The 19,099-nt window shown below is 44.3% G+C and carries 26 protein-coding genes; 18 read left to right on the top strand and 8 right to left on the bottom strand.

Annotated elements, in window-relative coordinates; all coding sequences use genetic code 11:
• Nucleotides 1–108 precede the first annotated feature (108 nt).
• Together QT973_RS09940 and QT973_RS09945 are read left to right on the top strand one after the other, a co-directional pair.
• Nucleotides 109–558, top strand: coding sequence for a nitrate reductase associated protein (locus tag QT973_RS09940; RefSeq protein WP_333210182.1), 450 nt, complete (start codon nt 109–111; stop codon nt 556–558).
• Between the two features lie 135 nt (nt 559–693).
• Nucleotides 694–1,983, top strand: coding sequence for a hypothetical protein (locus QT973_RS09945; RefSeq protein WP_333391243.1), 1,290 nt, complete (start codon nt 694–696; stop codon nt 1,981–1,983).
• A 98-nt stretch (nt 1,984–2,081) separates the two neighbouring features.
• On the opposite strand, the gene QT973_RS09950 is transcribed toward QT973_RS09945, so the two are convergent.
• A complete protein-coding gene (locus tag QT973_RS09950) occupies nt 2,082–2,303 on the bottom strand; it encodes a hypothetical protein (protein WP_333054528.1) in 222 nt (73 codons plus the stop codon).
• 177 nt (nt 2,304–2,480) lie between these two features.
• Between QT973_RS09950 and QT973_RS09955 the strand changes: the two genes are divergently transcribed.
• The 8 genes from QT973_RS09955 to QT973_RS09990 all read left to right on the top strand — a co-directional run bounded on the left by QT973_RS09955 (nt 2,481) and on the right by QT973_RS09990 (nt 8,842).
• On the top strand, nt 2,481–2,942 hold the full coding sequence (locus QT973_RS09955) for an ATP synthase subunit I (protein WP_333054529.1): 462 nt from the start codon (nt 2,481–2,483) through the stop codon (nt 2,940–2,942).
• A gap of 55 nt (nt 2,943–2,997) precedes the next feature.
• Nucleotides 2,998–3,756, top strand: a complete 759-nt coding sequence (gene atpB, locus QT973_RS09960) for a F0F1 ATP synthase subunit A (protein WP_006631104.1) — start codon at nt 2,998–3,000, stop codon at nt 3,754–3,756.
• Nucleotides 3,757–3,884: 128 nt separating this feature from the next.
• Nucleotides 3,885–4,130, top strand: a complete 246-nt coding sequence (atpE, locus tag QT973_RS09965; RefSeq protein ID WP_006631105.1) for an ATP synthase F0 subunit C — start codon at nt 3,885–3,887, stop codon at nt 4,128–4,130.
• Between the two features lie 97 nt (nt 4,131–4,227).
• Nucleotides 4,228–4,713 (top strand): F0F1 ATP synthase subunit B', encoded by a 486-nt coding sequence (locus tag QT973_RS09970; protein WP_333054530.1) that lies wholly within the window; start codon nt 4,228–4,230, stop codon nt 4,711–4,713.
• 87 nt (nt 4,714–4,800) lie between these two features.
• Nucleotides 4,801–5,328, top strand: a complete 528-nt coding sequence (locus QT973_RS09975; protein ID WP_333054531.1) for a F0F1 ATP synthase subunit B — start codon at nt 4,801–4,803, stop codon at nt 5,326–5,328.
• 3 nt (nt 5,329–5,331) lie between these two features.
• Entirely contained in the window at nt 5,332–5,877 is a 546-nt protein-coding gene (atpH, locus tag QT973_RS09980; protein WP_333233762.1) for an ATP synthase F1 subunit delta, read from the top strand.
• Nucleotides 5,878–5,988: 111 nt separating this feature from the next.
• Nucleotides 5,989–7,506 (top strand): F0F1 ATP synthase subunit alpha, encoded by a 1,518-nt coding sequence (atpA, locus tag QT973_RS09985; protein WP_333037344.1) that lies wholly within the window; start codon nt 5,989–5,991, stop codon nt 7,504–7,506.
• 382 nt (nt 7,507–7,888) lie between these two features.
• Entirely contained in the window at nt 7,889–8,842 is a 954-nt protein-coding gene (locus QT973_RS09990; protein WP_333391244.1) for a F0F1 ATP synthase subunit gamma, read from the top strand.
• A gap of 148 nt (nt 8,843–8,990) precedes the next feature.
• Here QT973_RS09990 and QT973_RS09995 read toward each other — a convergent pair whose 3' ends face one another.
• Nucleotides 8,991–9,299, bottom strand: coding sequence for a DUF2442 domain-containing protein (locus tag QT973_RS09995; protein WP_333054533.1), 309 nt, complete (start codon nt 9,297–9,299; stop codon nt 8,991–8,993).
• A complete protein-coding gene (locus QT973_RS10000) occupies nt 9,280–9,516 on the bottom strand; it encodes a DUF4160 domain-containing protein (RefSeq protein WP_333054534.1) in 237 nt (78 codons plus the stop codon). The genes QT973_RS09995 and QT973_RS10000 overlap by 20 nt, the downstream gene beginning before the upstream one ends.
• Nucleotides 9,517–9,624: 108 nt before the next feature.
• Between QT973_RS10000 and QT973_RS10005 the strand changes: the two genes are divergently transcribed.
• Nucleotides 9,625–9,999 (top strand): hypothetical protein, encoded by a 375-nt coding sequence (locus QT973_RS10005; RefSeq protein WP_333391246.1) that lies wholly within the window; start codon nt 9,625–9,627, stop codon nt 9,997–9,999.
• 29 nt (nt 10,000–10,028) lie between these two features.
• Here QT973_RS10005 and QT973_RS10010 read toward each other — a convergent pair whose 3' ends face one another.
• From QT973_RS10010 to QT973_RS10025, 4 genes are read right to left on the bottom strand one after another with little or no spacing between them, the layout of a single operon-like run.
• Nucleotides 10,029–10,241 (bottom strand): helix-turn-helix transcriptional regulator, encoded by a 213-nt coding sequence (locus QT973_RS10010; protein ID WP_333391248.1) that lies wholly within the window; start codon nt 10,239–10,241, stop codon nt 10,029–10,031.
• Between the two features lie 54 nt (nt 10,242–10,295).
• Nucleotides 10,296–10,508: a helix-turn-helix domain-containing protein gene (locus tag QT973_RS10015; RefSeq protein WP_190735550.1), complete on the bottom strand. Its 213-nt coding sequence runs from the start codon at nt 10,506–10,508 to the stop codon at nt 10,296–10,298.
• Between the two features lie 56 nt (nt 10,509–10,564).
• On the bottom strand, nt 10,565–10,777 hold the full coding sequence (locus tag QT973_RS10020; RefSeq protein ID WP_333054536.1) for a helix-turn-helix transcriptional regulator: 213 nt from the start codon (nt 10,775–10,777) through the stop codon (nt 10,565–10,567).
• A 52-nt stretch (nt 10,778–10,829) separates the two neighbouring features.
• The gene (locus QT973_RS10025) at nt 10,830–11,042 is read right to left on the bottom strand and encodes a helix-turn-helix transcriptional regulator (protein ID WP_333054537.1); all 213 of its coding nucleotides are present in this window, start codon (nt 11,040–11,042) and stop codon (nt 10,830–10,832) included.
• A gap of 149 nt (nt 11,043–11,191) precedes the next feature.
• On the opposite strand from QT973_RS10025, the gene QT973_RS10030 reads away from it, so the two are divergent.
• On the top strand, nt 11,192–11,635 hold the full coding sequence (locus QT973_RS10030) for a hypothetical protein (RefSeq protein WP_333391249.1): 444 nt from the start codon (nt 11,192–11,194) through the stop codon (nt 11,633–11,635).
• 186 nt (nt 11,636–11,821) lie between these two features.
• On the opposite strand, the gene QT973_RS10035 is transcribed toward QT973_RS10030, so the two are convergent.
• Nucleotides 11,822–15,004 carry a type ISP restriction/modification enzyme gene (locus tag QT973_RS10035; protein ID WP_333391251.1) on the bottom strand — a complete coding sequence of 1,061 codons (3,183 nt, stop codon included), beginning with the start codon at nt 15,002–15,004 and terminating at the stop codon, nt 11,822–11,824.
• Nucleotides 15,005–15,112: 108 nt separating this feature from the next.
• On the opposite strand from QT973_RS10035, the gene QT973_RS10040 reads away from it, so the two are divergent.
• The 6 genes from QT973_RS10040 to QT973_RS10065 all read left to right on the top strand — a co-directional run bounded on the left by QT973_RS10040 (nt 15,113) and on the right by QT973_RS10065 (nt 19,088).
• On the top strand, nt 15,113–15,652 hold the full coding sequence (locus QT973_RS10040; protein WP_333391270.1) for a Uma2 family endonuclease: 540 nt from the start codon (nt 15,113–15,115) through the stop codon (nt 15,650–15,652).
• A gap of 188 nt (nt 15,653–15,840) precedes the next feature.
• Complete coding sequence (locus QT973_RS10045) at nt 15,841–16,338, top strand: DUF29 domain-containing protein (protein ID WP_333054540.1); 498 nt, start codon at nt 15,841–15,843, stop codon at nt 16,336–16,338.
• Nucleotides 16,339–16,493: 155 nt separating this feature from the next.
• On the top strand, nt 16,494–17,675 hold the full coding sequence (locus QT973_RS10050; RefSeq protein WP_333054541.1) for a GTPase: 1,182 nt from the start codon (nt 16,494–16,496) through the stop codon (nt 17,673–17,675).
• Nucleotides 17,668–17,958 (top strand): hypothetical protein, encoded by a 291-nt coding sequence (locus QT973_RS10055; RefSeq protein WP_333054542.1) that lies wholly within the window; start codon nt 17,668–17,670, stop codon nt 17,956–17,958. The genes QT973_RS10050 and QT973_RS10055 overlap by 8 nt, the downstream gene beginning before the upstream one ends.
• Before the next feature lie 22 nt (nt 17,959–17,980).
• A complete protein-coding gene (locus tag QT973_RS10060; RefSeq protein WP_333298245.1) occupies nt 17,981–18,526 on the top strand; it encodes a Uma2 family endonuclease in 546 nt (181 codons plus the stop codon).
• A 244-nt stretch (nt 18,527–18,770) separates the two neighbouring features.
• Nucleotides 18,771–19,088, top strand: a complete 318-nt coding sequence (locus QT973_RS10065) for a 2Fe-2S iron-sulfur cluster-binding protein (protein WP_333054544.1) — start codon at nt 18,771–18,773, stop codon at nt 19,086–19,088.
• Nucleotides 19,089–19,099 lie beyond the last annotated feature (11 nt).

Consider the following 19,099-nt stretch of genomic DNA (forward strand, 5'->3'; position numbering starts at 1 on the left):
GATAGAAAGCAAAAAACCTGCATAGATTTCTCTCTCTTCTCTTACTCTGCGCTCTCTGCGCCCTCTGCGGTTAATAAAAAAAAATCTCATTCACAAATTTGTATATTTATGTTCTTTGAATTTGAAGCCGATTTTGTAGAAGCCCTGCGGTGCATCCCGATGCAAGTACGTCTCAAGTTAGATACTTGTGGCATTAAATTAAAGTTGCAGGATTGGAATCATTTTAACCAAGCAGAACGTCAAATGCTTGTAGAGAAACCTTGCTTGACAGAAGCAGAAATTATCGATTACCGAGAACAGCTAAACCAAGTATTAATTCAACAGACAGGCAAACCGGGAACAGATTTGACCGTTGATGAAAATCCCCCGTGGATGGATGCTGCAACTGTACCGGAGTCTGTTTCTGCAAAAGCGCAAGAGTTCGGCGTCACAATAACTTTGGCACAGTGGGCGAGTTTGCAGCCGCTACAGCGATTTGCTTTGATTAAGCTTAGTCGATCGAGCCACGAGAATAAAAACTTTCTCCCCGCTGTTCGAGAGTTTCAACTTATTGAATAAGTATATGGTAAAAAGTTTGTAGCCAGCGCGAGCAATCACTCAATGTAGGTTGTTGGTTGGGAGCGATTTCTTTACCATATCGCCTCATTTTCAGCGAGAATATAACTTTTAAGTAGCATTTACTTTCAAGACACCATGTCTAACAATCCTCAGTTTTTTGATCCACTGCCCTACTGGGCTTTCAACAATCCATCAGCAGGAAGTGCCATCAGCCCATTTAGCCCAGTTAGGTTCACTTACTTTCATTTAGAAGACTTTGAAGACGGCGCTTTAAATACACCGGGTGTTACTGTTTCTGAGTTTGCCACAACAGATATTGCAACAACCTTCAGCGACTCGGTGGACGGCGATGACGGAGTTATTGATGGTCAGGCCAGGGGAAACAGCAGCAGCTTATTCTCGAATTTGAGGACTAGCAGCTTTACCTTCAACTTTTCCGCTAATGCACTTGGGGGTCAATTACCAACCCATGCTGGAATTGTCTGGACGGATATTGGCAGGAATGGTGGCGGCACACCCCGGTCTGGCGACTTGCTAAATAACACGTTATTTGAGGCGTTTGGGCCATTGGGAGAATCTCTGGGGGTTATCGGTCCCTTTTCGCTGGGTGATGAGAGTATTTCGCGTACAACCTCAGAAGATAGATTCTTTGGAGTGGTCAATCAAAACGGGATCTCATCAATTCGATTGTCGATGCCCGGTAAAAATAACTGGGAAGTCGATCATCTTCAATATGGTTTCACACCTGGAACCATTTCTCCTTCCCCCTTGGATCCCAATGGCCTCTTCTTCAACCTCTCCACCAATGCCGATAACTTTACCATCGATCCAGCTCGAGTCGGCAATCTACTGGTTCAAGGTTTAGATGGTAACGACTCGATCCAAGGGTCGCCATCGGCCGATCGGGTAAATGGCAATGCCGGCAACGATACTATACTAGGAGGCGACGGCAACGATACGCTCTGGGGCGGTCGCGATAACGATCGCATCGAGGGCAACGCCGGCAATGACATTATCGCTGGAAACCTCGGAAATGATACGATCTCTGGCGGTGCGGGTGACGACCTCCTACGTGGCGGACAAAACAACGATGTGCTCAATGGAGGAGAAGGTAACGACCAATTGGTAGGTGACTTAGGTAGAGATATTCTGACGGGTGAAGCTGGAAACGATCAGTTTGTACTGCGGGGGAATGCAGCGGCCTCCAATGTATCTGAAGCCGATATTATTGCGGATTTTACGGCGGGTCAAGATGCGATCGCCCTCACCAACGGACTTGCATTTGCAGGAATTGCCTTAGATGCTTCGGGTAGCAATACAGCAATTCGGATTGTTGCTACCGGACAAATTTTAGGGGTTGTTACCGGAGTCCAACCTGCTGCTCTAAGCGCAGCCAATTTTACCACGTTGAATGGGGACTTTTAACTGTTATCAGTTATAGCAATCCTCAAGCTGAATGCGGTGAAGTAGTTTTCTGAAGACGACTGCAAGAAGACTAAAAATTATAGGATTTCAGTCGGTTTTTAACCGACTTGTGCTATGAGACAGGGAATTAATTCCCTGTCGGTCTTCTGGACAATCCGACAGCCCGACAATCCGACAATCCGACAGCCCGACAGTCCGACAGTCCGACAGCGGGTTGCAAACCCCTGTCTCATAGTGAAAGTCGTCGGTCGCCGACTCAAAATGATGATGCGTTCAGTCGGTTCTGCCTCGTAACGCAGATAGGCGAGAAGAGCCTCCAATTTACCCTTCGCCACGCGAGGCAGAGCAAGAGTGACATCGGTTCCCAGGCTCTTCCTAGAAACCAGTAAAGTAAAAAATATGATTAATTTTATTTTAAGTATTGTTACCGCAGCGTGGTATTATTTTTCTGAGTTTGCAAAGCACTCGCCTGCTACCTGCATTAGTTTCTGAGCTTCGTGAACACGCAAAACACACCCACCGAACCCACACCAGCAACCGAGGATATTCCTCAAGCTGGCACAGTCTCAACAGTCTCGACAGTCTCGTCCGAGACAACGAATCCCATGCAAGACTTTTATCGCCTCCAACAAGAGTTGTTGGCGTACACCCTTGCGTTTACGGCGATTATTTTTATCTCCGTTTGGATTTTTTACTCGCTCAATATTGCCCTGAATTATTTGCTTGGGGCGAGCACAGGTGTGGTTTACTTAAAGATGTTGGCTAGAGACGTTGAACGAATCGGCAGCCAAAATCAACGCATCAGCAAGACAAGGCTCGGTGTGTTTTTAGCGGTGATGATAGTAGGAACACAGTGGAATCAGCTACAGATTTTACCGATATTTTTGGGATTTCTGACTTACAAAGCTGCGCTGATGGTTTACGTGATCCGAAGTGCATTAGCACTAGACTACAGGTAAGTCAGGCAATTCGAGCAAAACTCAACTCATCGATTTGTATGGGGAAGCCCGTTGAATGGCAATGCTTGACGTTCTAAACACCTTTAATCGTTTCCCCCTCGCCGAATTGGAAGTTGGCCAGCAGTTGTACTGGCAACTGGGCAATCTGAAAGTGCACGGGCAGGTTTTTCTAACCTCGTGGTTTGTAATTGCTGTTTTAGTCGTAGTTTCGATTTTAGGAACCAGCAAAATCCAGCGAATTCCCAGCGGAATGCAAAATTTTATGGAGTATGCGCTGGAATTTATTCGGGACTTGGCTAAAAACCAAATTGGGGAAAAAGAATATCGCCCTTGGGTACCGTTTATTGGTACATTATTTCTGTTCATCTTTGTGTCAAACTGGTCTGGCGCTCTAATTCCTTGGAAGCTGATTAAGCTGCCATCAGGGGAATTGGGAGCTCCTACCGCTGACATCAACACGACGGTAGCATTTGCACTGCTGACTTCTCTAGCATATTTTTATGCAGGTCTCAGCAAAAGCGGCTTGGGGTATTTCGCCCACTATGTTGAACCGGTGCCTTTTATGTTGCCGTTCAAAATCATAGAAGATTTCACTAAGCCTCTGTCCCTGAGTTTCCGTTTGTTTGGCAACATTCTTGCGGACGAATTGGTGGTCGGAGTGCTAGTGTTGCTAGTGCCTTTATTTGTTCCTCTGCCAGTGATGGTTTTGGGACTATTTACGAGTGCAATTCAAGCTTTGATTTTTGCTACCTTAGCCGCCGCCTACATTGGTGAAGCTCTAGAAGGCGGTCACGGCGAAGAACACCACGATTAACTAACGATAAACGGCGAAGCATGAGGGAGGAAAAAATAAATTTCTGAACTTAAACTTTCGGCCGTAAAATCGGACAATTCTCTAGACTTTCTGTTCTCAATTTTGTACTTTAGATAAGGAAAATCATCATGAACCCAACAGTTGCTGCCGCTTCCGTAATTGCCGCCGCTTTGGCAGTAGGTTTAGCTGCAATCGGCCCTGGCATCGGTCAAGGTAATGCAGCAGGTCAGGCTGTAGAAGGTATTGCCCGTCAGCCGGAAGCAGAAGGTAAAATTCGCGGCACCTTGCTGTTGAGTTTGGCGTTCATGGAAGCGCTCACAATTTACGGTTTGGTCGTAGCCCTAGTGCTGCTGTTTGCCAACCCCTTCGCATAATAATTGGAAATTTTAGATTTGAGGTTTTGGCGATTCTAATCCAAAATCTCAAGTCTAAAATCGATTAAGCGAATTAGATGGAAGCCGTCAAAAAATCATGATGCACTGGACAGTATTACTAGCAGTTGAAGAAGCGGCTAAGGAAGGGGGACTGTTTGATATAGATGCTACGCTGCCTCTGATGGCGGTGCAGTTTTTAATTCTAGTCGCAGTCTTGAATGTAATTTTTTACAAGCCGCTCAGCAAGTCAATTGACGATCGCGCCGATTACATTCGCAACACTCAAGTCTCCGCCAAAGAACGCTTGGCAAAAGCTCAGCAACTAGCGCAGCAGTACGAGCAAAAACTGGGAGAAACTCGCAAACAGTCTCAATCAGTAATTGCTGCTGCTCAAGCTGATGCCCAAAAAATTGGGGCAGCAAAAGTAGCTGAGGCTCAACAAGAAGCTCAAGTCGCGCGAGAAAAAGCTGGGCAAGAAATAGAGCAGCAAAAGCAAGAAGCAATGCGCTCACTAGAACAACAAGTAGACGCGCTCAGCGGCCAAATTCTCGAAAAGCTATTAGGGCAGTCGTTGGCCAAATAGCGAGACCGAAGAGTTTTAGATTTTTGATGGAATCTCAAATCTAAAATCGCTTCACCCAATCTGCACGCGCAATTATGGAAGAGTATCATGGGGACTGTTTTATTGCTAGCCACAGAAGCTAGCGGCGAAGGTGGTTTCGGTTTAAATTTCGATATTTTAGAAACCAACCTGATTAACCTGGTCATTATTATTGCAGTGCTGTTTTATTTCGGGCGCGGATTTGTAGGTAAAATCCTGACAGAGAGGCGTTCGGCTATCCAAGAGGCGATTCAAGATGCAGAAAAACGCCAAAAAGATGCAGCAGCAGCTCTAGCAGAGCAACAGCAAAAATTGACTCAAGCGCAAGCAGAAGCCGAACGAATTCGTGCCGCTGCTGAAGAAACTGCCAAGAAAGCAAAAGAAGCAATTCTAGCTCAGGCAGCGCAAGACGTTGAACGAATGAGAGCAACAGCAGGTCAAGAGTTGGAAGCGGAGCGGGAAAGAGCGATCGCCCAACTGCGATCGGCTGTTGTATCTCTGGCATTAGCAAAGGTGGAAAGCCAGCTAAAAACTAGCTTAGACGACAGCGCTCAACACCAATTAATCGATCGCAGCATTGCGTTACTGGGAGGCTAAAACGTGAGTACAGTCAGCACAGAAGTCTTACAGCCTTACGCATCTGCCTTGATGTCACTGGCTCAGTCCAACAATCTCTCAGAGAAGTTCGGCGAAGATATTCGTTCCTTGCTGAGCCTGCTAGAAGGTTCGGAAGATTTGCGTCAATTTTTAGCCAATCCGCTGATAAAACCGGATGCTAAAAAAGCCGTAATTGGGCAAATAGCGGGTGAAGAAATGAGCCCCTTGATGCACAGCTTTCTGAAGCTATTAGTAGACAAAGGAAGAATTCTTTTTTTAGAAGGGATTGGCAAACAATACTTGGCAAGGCTCCGAGAACTAAACCAAACAGTATTGGCTGAAGTTACATCGGCAGTCCCGCTTTCAGACGCTCAACAGCAGACTGTTCGCGAGAAAGTGCAGGCGATGACCAGCGCTAGAAGCGTAGAAATTGAAACCAAAATAGACGCAGATTTAATCGGCGGTGTGGTAATCAAAGTAGGCTCTCAAGTAATTGATGCCAGCCTGCGGGGACAATTGCGCCGTCTAGGAATTCGCTTGAATTCCTGAGAGTTAATAGCTGATGACTATTAGCTAATTTAATTAGCAGTTAACGGTTGGTAGTTTTGAACAACTGATAACTGACAACTGACAACAAACAACTGACAAAAAACAACTGACATGGCAGCAATCAGACCTGACGAAATTAGCAGCATTATTCGCCAGCAAATTGAACAGTACGACCAAGACGTAAAAGTCTCTAACGTCGGTACTGTTCTGCAAGTAGGCGACGGCATTGCTCGGATTTATGGCTTGGATAAAGCTATGTCTGGGGAATTGCTAGAATTTGCCGACGGCACCGTGGGCATTGCACTGAACCTCGAACAAGATAACGTGGGTGCAGTGTTGATGGGCCAAGGCCTCGGCATTCAAGAAGGTTCGGCAGTTACTGCTACTGGCAGAATTGCTGAAGTCCCCGTGGGTGAAGCAATGTTGGGACGGGTAGTTGATGCTTTGGCCCGTCCGATTGACGGCAAAGGAGAAATTAAAACTACTGAATCTCGCTTGATTGAATCTCCGGCACCGGGGATTGTTTCTCGCCGTTCTGTTTACGAACCCATGCAAACAGGAATTACCGCTATTGATGCGATGATTCCGGTGGGAAGAGGACAGCGGGAACTGATTATCGGTGACAGACAAACCGGTAAAACTGCGATCGCGATCGACACAATCATCAACCAAAAATCGGAAAACGTGATCTGCGTTTACGTGGCGATCGGTCAAAAAGCTTCTACAGTAGCTAACATCGTCAACGTCCTGCAAGAAAAGGGCGCGATGGACTACACGATCGTAGTAGCAGCCAACGCTAGCGACCCCGCAACCCTGCAATACTTGGCTCCCTACACAGGTGCTAGCTTAGCCGAGTATTTCATGTACAAAGGCAAGCACACTTTGGTCATTTACGATGACCTTTCCAAACAAGCACAAGCTTACCGCCAAATGTCCTTGTTGCTGCGCCGTCCTCCCGGTCGCGAAGCTTATCCCGGAGACGTGTTTTACCTGCACTCTCGCTTGCTAGAACGCGCTGCTAAATTGAGCGACGATTTGGGCGAAGGCAGCATGACTGCTTTGCCAATTATCGAAACCCAAGCTGGTGACGTTTCTGCTTACATTCCGACGAACGTAATTTCGATTACCGACGGTCAAATCTTCCTTTCTTCTGACTTGTTTAACGCTGGTTTGCGTCCTGCAGTAAACCCCGGTATTTCGGTATCGCGGGTAGGTTCGGCGGCTCAAACTAAGGCTATGAAAAAAGTAGCCGGTAAGGTGAAATTGGAATTGGCACAGTTTGAAGAACTGGCAGCATTTTCTCAGTTTGCTTCTGACTTGGATAAAGCTACTCAAAATCAATTGTCGCGCGGTCAGCGCTTGCGGGAACTGTTGAAACAGCCCCAAAGTTCGCCTCTGCCGATGAACGAACAAGTTGCTGTAATCTATGCCGGTATTAACGGCTATATGGATGACATTCCTGTGGAAAAAGTCAGCAAGTTTACTGTTGGTTTGCGCGACTATTTGCGGACTAGCAAGCCGAAGTACGGCGAAATTGTTCAAGGCGGAAAGGCCTTGACTGATGAAGCTGAGAAGCTGCTGAAAGAAGGCATCACTGAATACAAGCAAAGTTTCTTGGTTTCTGCGTAATTAGTCTTTAGTCATCAGTGATTAGCGGGTGAAATTGTTAGGGACACGGCTCTTGGAGTGTCCCTAGATTAAGGACACGGCATTGCCCATTGGTGTCAACAAACACGTTAAACCCTCAGTCCGACAGGGGTTAAAACCCCTGTCTCAAAGCAAAAGTCCTCTGAAGAGGACTGAAGAAATTATTAGTCCTCTTCAGAGGACTTTCGCTATTAGACAGGGACTTCAGTCCCTGGCGGGCTTTCGGCTTAAGTTGACACGAATGGGCAGTGCCGTGTCCCTACGGTGGGTTAAAAAATGCCGTTTCTCGATCGCGCACAAGCTTAAAAATTGATGACTAGGAACTAAGAACTCAGAATAAAAGCTAAGAAAAAAGGAGAAAATTATGGCAAATCTGAAAACTATTCGCGATCGCATTAAGTCGGTCAAGAACACTAAAAAGATTACAGAAGCAATGCGCTTGGTGGCCGCTGCAAAGGTGCGCCGCGCTCAAGAACAGGTGACTGCTACTCGGCCTTTTGCCGATCGACTGGCAGAGGTATTATACGGTTTGGCGGAACGCTTGCAGTTTGAAAACCTGGATTTGCCGCTGCTGAAAAAACGCGAAGTGCGATCGGTGGGACTGTTGGTAGTTTCGGGCGATCGGGGTTTGTGCGGCGGCTACAACAGCAACATCATCAGATACGCCGAAAATCGCGCTAAGGAAATCAAAGCTGAAGGCTTGGACTACAAATACGTGTTGGTAGGACGCAAAGCTACTCAGTATTTCCAGCGCCGCGAACAGCCGATCGATGCTACTTACGCTAACTTGGAACAAATTCCCACAGCACCGGAAGCGGCACAAATTGCTGACGAATTGCTTTCTTTGTTCCTGTCGGGAACTGTGGACAGAGTTGAGCTAATTTACACCAAGTTTGTGTCATTAATTAGTTCGCGTCCGGTAATTCAAACTTTGCTGCCCCTCGACCCCCAAGGTTGGGAAACTCCCGATGATGAAATCTTCCGCTTGACATCGCAAGGCGGACAGTTTCAAGTATCGCGCGAGAAGGTTTCTGCACCTACTCAGAAGAGTTTGCCCCGCGACATGATTTTTGAGCAAGATCCGGCGCAAATTCTGGAGGCTCTTTTGCCCTTGTATTTGAACAACCAATTGCTGCGGGCTTTGCAAGAGTCTGCTGCTAGCGAGTTGGCTGCGCGGATGACGGCGATGAATAATGCTAGTGAGAATGCTAGCGATTTGATCGGTAGTTTGACGCTGACTTATAACAAGGCGCGGCAAGCAGCAATTACTCAGGAAATCCTGGAAGTTTGCGGCGGTGCTGAGGCTTTGAATGGTTAGGTTAGGGTTGACAATTTGTTGATTTTATGGTATGCGTCTGGGGGAACTCAGGCGCTTTTTTTAAGATAATTCGGCGGTTGAAACCGCTTTTACACAAACGAAGTCCTTCTCTAAGAGACTAAGAAGGGTATTTAAGCCAGATTTGTTATTAGACTATCTTCCCGCGTTCCTCTAACCACCGCTGAAATGACTTCTGACTTTCTCCAGAGGGTTTACCGAGAATGATATTTTTGATGCTAATGTCTTCGTCAATATCAGACCAGTGGATTCCCTCATTTCCACCAATAAATCGCCAATTATTGCGTTCGTTTGGTGTGCTGTGCAATAGCCGAGGATACCAAGCTAAAGGAACAGAAATAGTACGACCATCGGATAGATCGACTGTTAGCGCGTCGTCTGTAAGGACTACGTTTTGTGCTTGGGGAATTTCTAGTAACTCAACCATTAAAGAAGTCATTCCAACCTGCTAATAACTGCTGTTGATGTTCTTCAACAAGTTTCTGAATGCCATTGATTTCTGTACGATTGAAGCCTTTATTATTTTGAAGGCGAACTGGACTAAGCCAAAACTTAGCTTCTTCTCGATCGCGCTCAACGTGAACGTGCGGTGGTTCATCCCGATCGCCCGCATAGCAGAAGAAACGGTATGGGCCGACTCGGAGTAACGTAGGCATTCAGACTTATCGATCGCAAAATTACTTCTCTATTTTAACCGATGCACGAGCTTTCATCTCTGATATAGTCGAAGTATTGAACGCGATTGTGCGATCGTCTTTAAAAAAATGGCAAAAAAAATCTGGATTGTCTACAAAACCGAAAGCATGAGTGCTCCGGGCTGGGAAGAACGTCAGCTTATGCCGAGGGGCGGTCTCACTAATATACTTTGGGAAAATTGGACTTGGGAAGAAAACCCAGAAATTCCTCAAGTAGGGGACAAAACCCGCGATTATGAAAATTTATCTGACCCCGGTAATGGAGTCACCCACGGGAAAGATGGAGATTGGGTAGTTACTCGCGTTCAGCAGTTTTTTGCTTCCGATACTGAGGAGCGAATTGTGGTGTGTTACTGTTCTTACCAACCTGTTACATCGGATTGGGAAGCGCTACAAGGGGGTGAGTCTGTCAATCAGAGGCTAGCAACTGTCGAGCAATATTGAGTGGATAATTAGTTCGTAAAAGCGATCGACTATTCCTGGACAATTTCATACAAATCTTCGATCGACAAATCAAAAGTCCTTGCCAACTTATGCAAGGCTGTCACGTCAACAGTTGCTAATCCGGGCGATCGGGCATAGGTTCTGAGCGTACTGTAAACTACTCCCGATCGCTCTGAAACCTCTTTGATCGTCGGGCCTTTCTCAGCAGCCAACTCTCGAACCCGCAATCTAATTAAACCCATCGACAGAACACTAGATTTACTCTGGGATAAAATTTTATCGTAAAAAGCGATCGCTCACTCCTGCACAATTTCCACCAAGTCTTCAATCATTACATCAAAGGTGCGAGCCAATTTGTGTATAGAAATAAAGTCAATGGTTGACACTCCCGGACAGCGGGCGTAGTGTCTGACGGTGCTGTAAATTACTCCCGATCGTTCTGAAACTTCTTTCAGCGTCCAGCCTTTCTCGCTAGCTAGTTCTCGGACTTTTAACCTGACTAAACCCATACTTGACAAATGATGGTGTACCATCATCGGATAGTTTTATCCCAAAAAGCGATCGACTACTCTTTGACGACCTCAACCAAGTCTTCCACCATCACGTCAAAAGTACGTGCCAACTTGAGCAGACAAGTAAAATCAACCATTGCCATTCCTGGAGAACGTGAATAGGTGCTGAGGGTGCTGTAGTTGACTCCCGATCGGTCAGAAACCTCTTTGATCGTCCAGCCTTTCTCACCAGCAAATTCTTTAACCCGCAATCTAATTAAACCCATTGACAGACCACTAGATTTAGTTTGGGATAATTTTATCGTAAAAAGCGATCGGCTAATCTTGGACAATCTCATACAAATCTTCGACCATCACGTCAAAAGTCCTCGCCAACTTGTCCAAGGCTGTCACGTCAATTGTTGCTAATCCGGGCGATCGGGCATAGGTTCTGAGCGTACTGTAGACTACCCCCGATCGCTCTGAAACCTCTTTGATCGTCCAGCCTTTCTCAGCAGCAAACTCTCGAACCCGTAATCTAATTAAGCCCATAAGCTCTTGACAGATGATTGATATAGGTCATACAATTATAATGTAAAAAGCGATCGCCCCTAGGCCTGGAAAACTCAAGGACGATCGCCTATCCAAATTCAATCCCTTTACAAAAGTTTGCACTCTTTACAAAGGATTTGCTTAACATCATGTTAACAAAATTTTCGCGAAAATCAACCCCCAGACACAGATTGAGCCGGTTTGTGACGAAAGAGGCGATCGCGCGGCTGCTGAAAATCAAGGTAGAACAAATATATCGCTTCGAGTGCTGGGCGCATATCCTGTACGTGCACGCCAAAGGCATGAGTCGGTTTGTGAGTTATGCCGACTTTCCGCCTGTTTTGGGAGTGGAATCGCCCTCTGGTTTAGATTTTGGTTATTGGAAGCGGCGGATAGCGAGTCAGAAAGAGAGACACGCGCCGGATTTTTGGGTGGATTTCTATGCGGATAGATTTCATAAAGCTGTTTCTGTTTCTGAATTGTTCGAGTGGGGAAATTTGGTGGGGGTGATTAAATTGATGTTAAGTCGAATAGCCCTGGAGTCGCTGCGAAAAGTTTACGCCCAAGAGAAATCTCTGCTGGAACATTTCTAAATGCTGTGTTTTTTTATAACTGGACTTACGAACTCGTGACCTAAAAAGTAGTGCTACAAGATTGTACCCCATATCCGTAGGGAAACGGCAATGCCGTGTCCGGTGCCGGGAGCTACGACTTTTAAGAATTGGCATAAGTTCAGGGCAAGAAACCAAAGTGATGATACCATGCAGCATCATTCCAGTCTAAGAGTCAATAATATCTTCCTCTCCTATTCCCACACTCGGCAAACTGCTGACAATTTGCACAGTTTCCAAACTGACTGCGATGACTTGGCCAATTAACCGGACAATGTATTGTTCGTCATCCAAGCGATTCGGGTCATTAACAATTCCACTCCGTTTATCAGTTTTGAATTGATACTGGTCTATTACCCAATCTAACGCAGAACGGTTCCCCAGACGGTACTCAAATGCTGAAGAGGGAATGCCGCTTAAGGTGAGAAAATCGTTGTAAATCAGTTGAGTTTTATCTTTACTCAATCTCATCTTTTCTACCCGCCAATTTAACGGCACGTCAGTATTTTCTATCCACTTAAGCGGATATTCGGGTTGCTGTTCGTAATTGACGTGAATTTCTGCTAAACGTTTGCCCGCATTAGCGAAAGAATGAAAATCGGGAGTGTAGGGAATATGGGGCAATTCCCGTTTCAAATTGGCCGCGTAGCGAGTGCAATAGGTGGGATGGTGCAAAACAGCATAGACGTAATAGAAAATATCCCATTTGGTAATCCTGTCGTCTTCGTAGTGGCTGCGGAATTCTGTTAGCGCCCAGTCTGTGATATTTTCGCGGCGGTTTGTGCCGTCTTCATCGTAGATGTAGAATGGGAAACATTGTCCGGGACGCCCCCCTACTCCCACATCAGAAATACAATCAGTCATCTGTACTAGAAAGGGAATTTGGGAGTGATTTGTCACGGCAATTACTCGATTCTCTTTCTCAGTATCTGGTACAGGAAATATATAGGGAAATTGACCGCGACGATGAGTTAAAACTTCATCAAAATACAAAAATTGCAAACTGAACGGGCGATAAAGTGCAAGCCGAATTTTTTCAGAATTAAACTCTGTTTTGACATTGGCTGCAAGGCATTCTTTTAGACGGCTACTCCACTTAATTTTAGTATCCTCATATTCAACAAAGTTATCAATAGTATCCCCCGGTTTTCTTAGATGATGCCAGCGATAAACTTGGTGATTATAATTGTCTATAAATAATCTAATATTTTCCACTAAATCATCTTTTGTAAAATTATATGCCCAGGTATCGCGATTGGTTTGGACTCCATTACTATATAACGTAAAAATGACTCTTTCATCCATTTTCTTAGAAGCTTTAGCTTCTTTACCACCAATCGGTATCAACGTCTCAAAATCATCCTGCAACCCTTCAGTTAGCCAATTGGACTTTAGATCGGGCTGAATTAATTGCCATTCAACCCCACCTCGATGTTGATACTTTTCTAAATATTCATACTTTTCTTCTTTGCGCCACAACTCCTCAACCCGTGCATAGTAAATTTGTGCAGGTTTAGAAGTTTGACCATTTTTATTCCTGACAAACAGGTTAATACTAACTCCTACTTGAATGCCGAATACATTATGAGTTGTACCTGAAAGTTGGGGATTTTTTCTCACATTTCCTCCTAAATCCAAGATATAAATCGCCTCAAAATCTTTCTGAATATGTTTTCTCATTCCATCAAAAGCAATATCATTAACAAAGTTGTTATTAGTTACAAAAGCTACAATTCCCTCATCACCAATTCTATCAGATGCCCAGCGAATCGCTTTCACATAAGGGTCAGACAGTGCATTTTTATTAGTTGCTTTCGAGTCTTTAGAATAAGTTTCGGCAACGCGGCGGTCTATTTCTTCATACTTGCGATTTTTATTGTTATCATTTTCACTGATTTGAAAAGCATTATAAGGTGGATTGCCAACAACAACAAAAATCGGCGAACTTCTCTGCCTCTCAACCCTCGCTGTATTGGCCGCCGTAAACAAAGAAAGTTGCTGTACTTTTTGGTCAGAAAAAGTATCAACTAAACAAATACCTTCAAATGGTTGATAAGTTCCCGTTGCCTCAAAATACTCATGTTCGATATTCATCGAAGCAATGTAATAAGGCAGTAACATCAATTCATTGCAGTGCAATTCGTCAGCATATTTCTGCGGTAGTGCCGTTTTCCGAATCTCCCGCATTACCCGCATCATAAAATTCCCTGTCCCCACAAAAGGATCTAGGATATGCACTCCTTTATCGCTTAATGATTTGCCAAACTCTTTTTGCAAGATATCCTCAACACTTTTGACCATAAAATTCACAATCGGTTGAGGAGTGTAAACGATGCCGTGAGTGTCCGCAACCTTGATAGCAAATCCTTGGAAAAACTTCTCGTAAATGGTGTTTAGAAAGTGCTGTTTTTCGCTAAATTCATCAATTGTAGCGGCGGCTTCTTCTAAGGCACGGTAAAAATAGTCAACTTCTCCGAGGAAATGGTCACGACTGAATGATTTAGAAGTTAAAGCATTAATAACTTTTTCGATTTCAACAGCGATGATATTGCGGTTGGTAAAATCTTGGTTGTCAAAAATGCGGCGAAAAATGCGTTCGGTGAGGATGTGCTGAATTAGCATTTCCTCGACAGCAGCTTCGGAGAGATTGGGGTTAATTGATTGGCGGCAGACGGCGGTAAAGTCATTAAATGCTTCAATAAATCTTTTGTTAGTTTTGCGTTGTCCGTCAATCAAACTAATCATTTTTCCGGCTAAATCTTTGACTCTGCTGCCAAATTCAGCGGCGGCGACTTCCCACTGGGCGATAGCGGGAGTTCGGTATTCAAAAAATAGCTTCAGCGTATCGACTAGGGATTGCGGTTTTGTGATATCTTCATCACAGAGTTGCTTGCCGCCTTGCCAAATAATTGCCCGTTCCGGTGCTTGAAAAATAATGTTATCTTTGGGATAGCCAACAGCAAATTTTTGTTTAACTTCGCGTTCCAGCTTGTCATGGGTGTCTTTTGCTTCCCAGATACCGTGTCTGAGACTGTCGGCGCGCACTAATTCCCCATCAACTCTGATCCGCTTATTGTTGCCGATTTTCATCTCTTTTTCCGGCACCAGCGTCCACCCAAATTGCTGACAGCAAGACTTTAGCAAATCGGCAAAAGCATCCTTTACTGCTAATTCGTGAGATATCCCCAATTTCGCAAATTGTCCCAGGGCATTGTAATATGCTTTAACAGGTTGGTGGGTTGGCTTGAGGTTGAGATTTGGCATGGGGGATGGGCGATCGCAAATTGCTGATTTAATTTTAAGCGATATTGTAACTTTTTTACCGTCAAACAAAACAAAATAAAAGTACACGCGGGGTAGCTATCCCGTAGGGAATTGCCCGCACCTATCGCCCCCAACAATTCCCACGGCATCAGCGATAATAGTATTAGCGAACTATTTAAAATCGAGGAAACACCTATGCGAGCGACTGCCGCCCTACAGGATAATCTTACCATAGAAGAGTTCATCACCGAGCCACCCGACAACATGGAATTGGTAGACGGCCAACTTGTGGAGAAAAATGGCATGACACTAAAGACGGGTAAAATTCAGTTAAGCCTGGGGGATGCTTGGAAAAATTACAAAGATTCTAGCGGACAAGGTGGAGAGGCTTATGTCGAGGTTCCTTGCCGCACCAACCGACAAATTCGCCGCCCCGATGTCGCTTATCTCACACCCGAATTAGTTGCACAATTTGGCAATCTTGCCACTTTACCCCAAAGTTTCCCTTTAGTTGCCGAAATAGTTTCACCCACCGATATCGCTGAAGATGTCTTTCTCAAAGCACAGGAATATTTAGAATCTAGCTGTCAGGAAGTTTGGCTAGTTTTTCCCGAAAGTCGTTTAATATTCGTGATGACTCAAAATCAAATATTGACATTTAGATCCGGCGATACCGCCACCACCCAACAAATCCTGATCGGTTTTAGCATTGAGGTCGATGGATTGCTAGGTTAAACTAAATTATGAAATCCGAAACTCAGTAGGTTGGGTTGAGTTTACGAAACCCAACAATTTCTGGGATTTGTTGGGCGGAGCATTTAGCGGAGGGTTCGCTGTCGCGGTTCCTGAGCGGAGTCGAAGGGCTACGCAACCTACTACTACAATATTCTTAGGTTGATGACCAAGAAATGGAGTCAAACAAAATGACAACTATCCAATCAATAACAACTGCAATAACATCTCTTTATGAACGGGATTTTTATCTTTGGTTACAGACAACAATCAACTTATTGAAAGAGGGAAAGTTTTCTGAAATAGATTTAGAGAACTTACTAGAGGAACTGGAAAGTATGGGAAAAAGCGATAAGAATGCTTTAAAAAGTAATTTAAGGGTACTTTTAATGCACTTACTTAAGTATAAATATCAGCCAGAAAAACGAACAAATAGTTGGGTGTACACCATTCGTGAACATCGTCAACGCATCCGAGATACCTTCAAAACCAGTCCAAGTTTATATCGTTTTTTTGAAGAAATTTTTAATGAATCTTATCAAGATGCTAGGGAATTAGCCGCAGATGAAACAGGTTTATCTATTCAGATATTTCCCCCAGAGTCTCCATTTACTGAAGAAGAAGTTCTTAATCCTGATTTTTTACCGCCTGACAGCGAGCAGCCTGAAAATCCTGAAAATATTGAATAATTGAATCAGATATCCTTTCCACTGGTTCTGAAATCAAATTGCTACAATATATTTAATACTCCCCCAGTCCGCCTTCGCGGACTTCGTTTGTAGAGCATCGGAATTCTATTCGGTGGTATTGAATTAATATCCCACCCTTATCGGAGCAAACCGCCATGTCAGACGACTTTTCCTTAGACGAGCTTTTAAATAGAAGTTATTACGCCTTCAAAGAGGCAGAAAACCAAGTGGGACAGTGCAATGTTTTAGTCATCGGCAAAACTGGTGTTGGCAAAAGTACCCTGATAAATTCCGTTTTTCGCCAACGCTTAGCAGAAACCGGAGTCGGCCGCCCCATAACTCAAGGCATCCGCCAATATACAAAACCGAATTGCCCAATTACAGTCTACGATACTCCTGGACTCGAACTCAACGCCGAACAAATTAAAGTTATTCAATTAAACGTTGCTAAACTGATTGAAGACCAAAGACTCCTGCACCCAAAAGAACACATTCACGTCATCTGGTACTGCATCAATCACAGCGCCAATAGAATAGAATCTGTGGAGGAAAGCTGGCTAAAAGAAATGGAAGTTAAAGATGTACCAGTGATTTTAGTTTTGACTCAAACTACATCTAAAAAGCCGAGCGAGTTTTTCAAGCAACTGGAACACATGAATTTGCCCGTCAGTCAAATCATCCCCGTCATGGCTGAACCGGAAGAAATTGATGAGGATTATACAGTAAACTCTCACGGTTTAGATAAGTTGGTAGATGCAACTTTTCAACTGCTGCCCGAAGTAGCTAAGAAAGCTTTTGTTAAAGAACAAATTGCCAATATTGCGCTCAAATCCGATATGGCATTTAAGTATCTAAGTGCTTATGTTGCAGGTTCTGCAATTGTCGGTGCAACTCCTGTACCGTTTGCTGATGCGCCGATTTTGATGACGATGCAAACGGCAATGATTGCTAATATTACTGTGATTTTTGGAATGCCCTTTGATAAGGGGTTTATTTCGGCGATGCTGTCTGCTATTAGCGGCGCTGGCGGGGTTACTGCTATCGGCAGAAGTATTGTTACTAATTTGATTAAAATGATTCCTGGTGCGGGTACTGTTGTGGGCGGTGCTATCTCCGGTGCAACGGCAGCAACTCTCACGCTTGCCCTCGGTTTGGCTTACATTGAAGTGCTTAAAGCTTATATGAAAGCTCAAGTTAATGGGGAACAACTTTCTTTGCAGCAGTTGACAAAGATGTTTGTGGATTTTTATAAAGATTATGCTAGTTCTGGGCGTAAAACTTTGAAGGATGACAAACCGAATCAACCTAAACCACCCAATCAAATTAATATTGAGTAAATTGGGCATGGGGCATGGGGCATGGGGCATAGGGCATAGGGCATGGGTTATTTTGTTACTCCAACTGAGATATTGCACCATTCTCAATAAGCCTTTTATGAACAGGCTTTCCTGCCTGTTCCACAAAGATATTGATTTTCTTGTGGAACAGGCCGGAAAGCCTGTTGCTGAAAATGGTGCAATATCTCAGTTCCAATTACCAATTACCAATTACCAATTACCAATTACCAATTACCAATTACCAATTACCAATTACCAATTACCAAAGATTGCTATAATTTAGTGAATTCTGCAAAAGGGAGTAAATGGCTATGGTAATGACAGCCGTTTTATCAGACAATGTTTCTCTAGAAGACTTTATAGCCAGTCCCACCGACGATATGGAATGGGTGGACGGGCAAATCGCGGAGAAAAATGGCATGACAGTAAAACACAGTCGAATCCAATCTAGACTAGATCGTGCTTGGGGAAATTACAAAGATTCTAGCGGACAATGCGGCGAAGTTTATACAGAAGTTCCTTGTCGTACAGACAGGCGAGTGCGCCGCCCTGATGTGGCTTATCTGACTGCTGAACTTGTTGCTGAATATGGCGATGTTCCTACTTTGCCTCAAAGCCCGCTGTTAATTGCTGAAATAGTTTCTCCTACTGATATTGCGGAAGAGATTTTTCTTAAAGCACAAGAGTATTTAGATTCGGGTTGTCTGGAAGTTTGGATAGTTTTTCCAGAAAGTCGCTGGATATTGATAATGACTCAAACTCAAAAGTTAACTTTTAACCTGGGTTCTACCGTCAGCACTCAGCTAGTGCTGCCGGGTTTTAGTCTTGCGGTTGATGAGTTGTTGGCTTGAAGGCAAAAAATTAATTAGGTATAAGTGCTTTGTGGCACAGTTCCGCCGTGAGGTTTGTAATAATTTGTGAAAAAGTCATTGACAAAATGCCACTCACTCGCCCGGCCAATTAATAAAAAAAATTATCAATAAAAAATGCAGTTGTAAATTTGCACAAAAGCACCAACAGCGGTAAAATACTGATTGCTTTGTTTCCAAATCTAGCGTAAATTCCAATTGGGGAATTAAAACCAATAATTGATATATGTCTAAGACTTACACTGTTGAATTGATCCACCAAGGCTCTACCTATACCGTAGAAGTACCCGAAGATAAACAAATTCTCCGCGCCGCCAACGCCGCTGGCATTGAGTTGCCGAGTTCTTGCAATGCGGGGGTTTGTACTACTTGCGCTGCTAAAATTATTGAGGGTCAAGTTGATCAAGTTGATGGCATGGGCGTTAGTCCCGAACTTCAGGCAGAAGGTTATGTGTTGCTGTGTGTTGCTTATCCCCGATCGAACTTGAAGATAGAAACAGAAAAAGAAGACATTGTTTACGATCGCCAATTCGGTAAATCCTAGCACTAAGCTAA

Source organism: Microcoleus sp. Z1_A1, assembly GCF_036700305.1.
Classification (GTDB): Bacteria; Cyanobacteriota; Cyanobacteriia; order Cyanobacteriales; family Microcoleaceae; genus Microcoleus.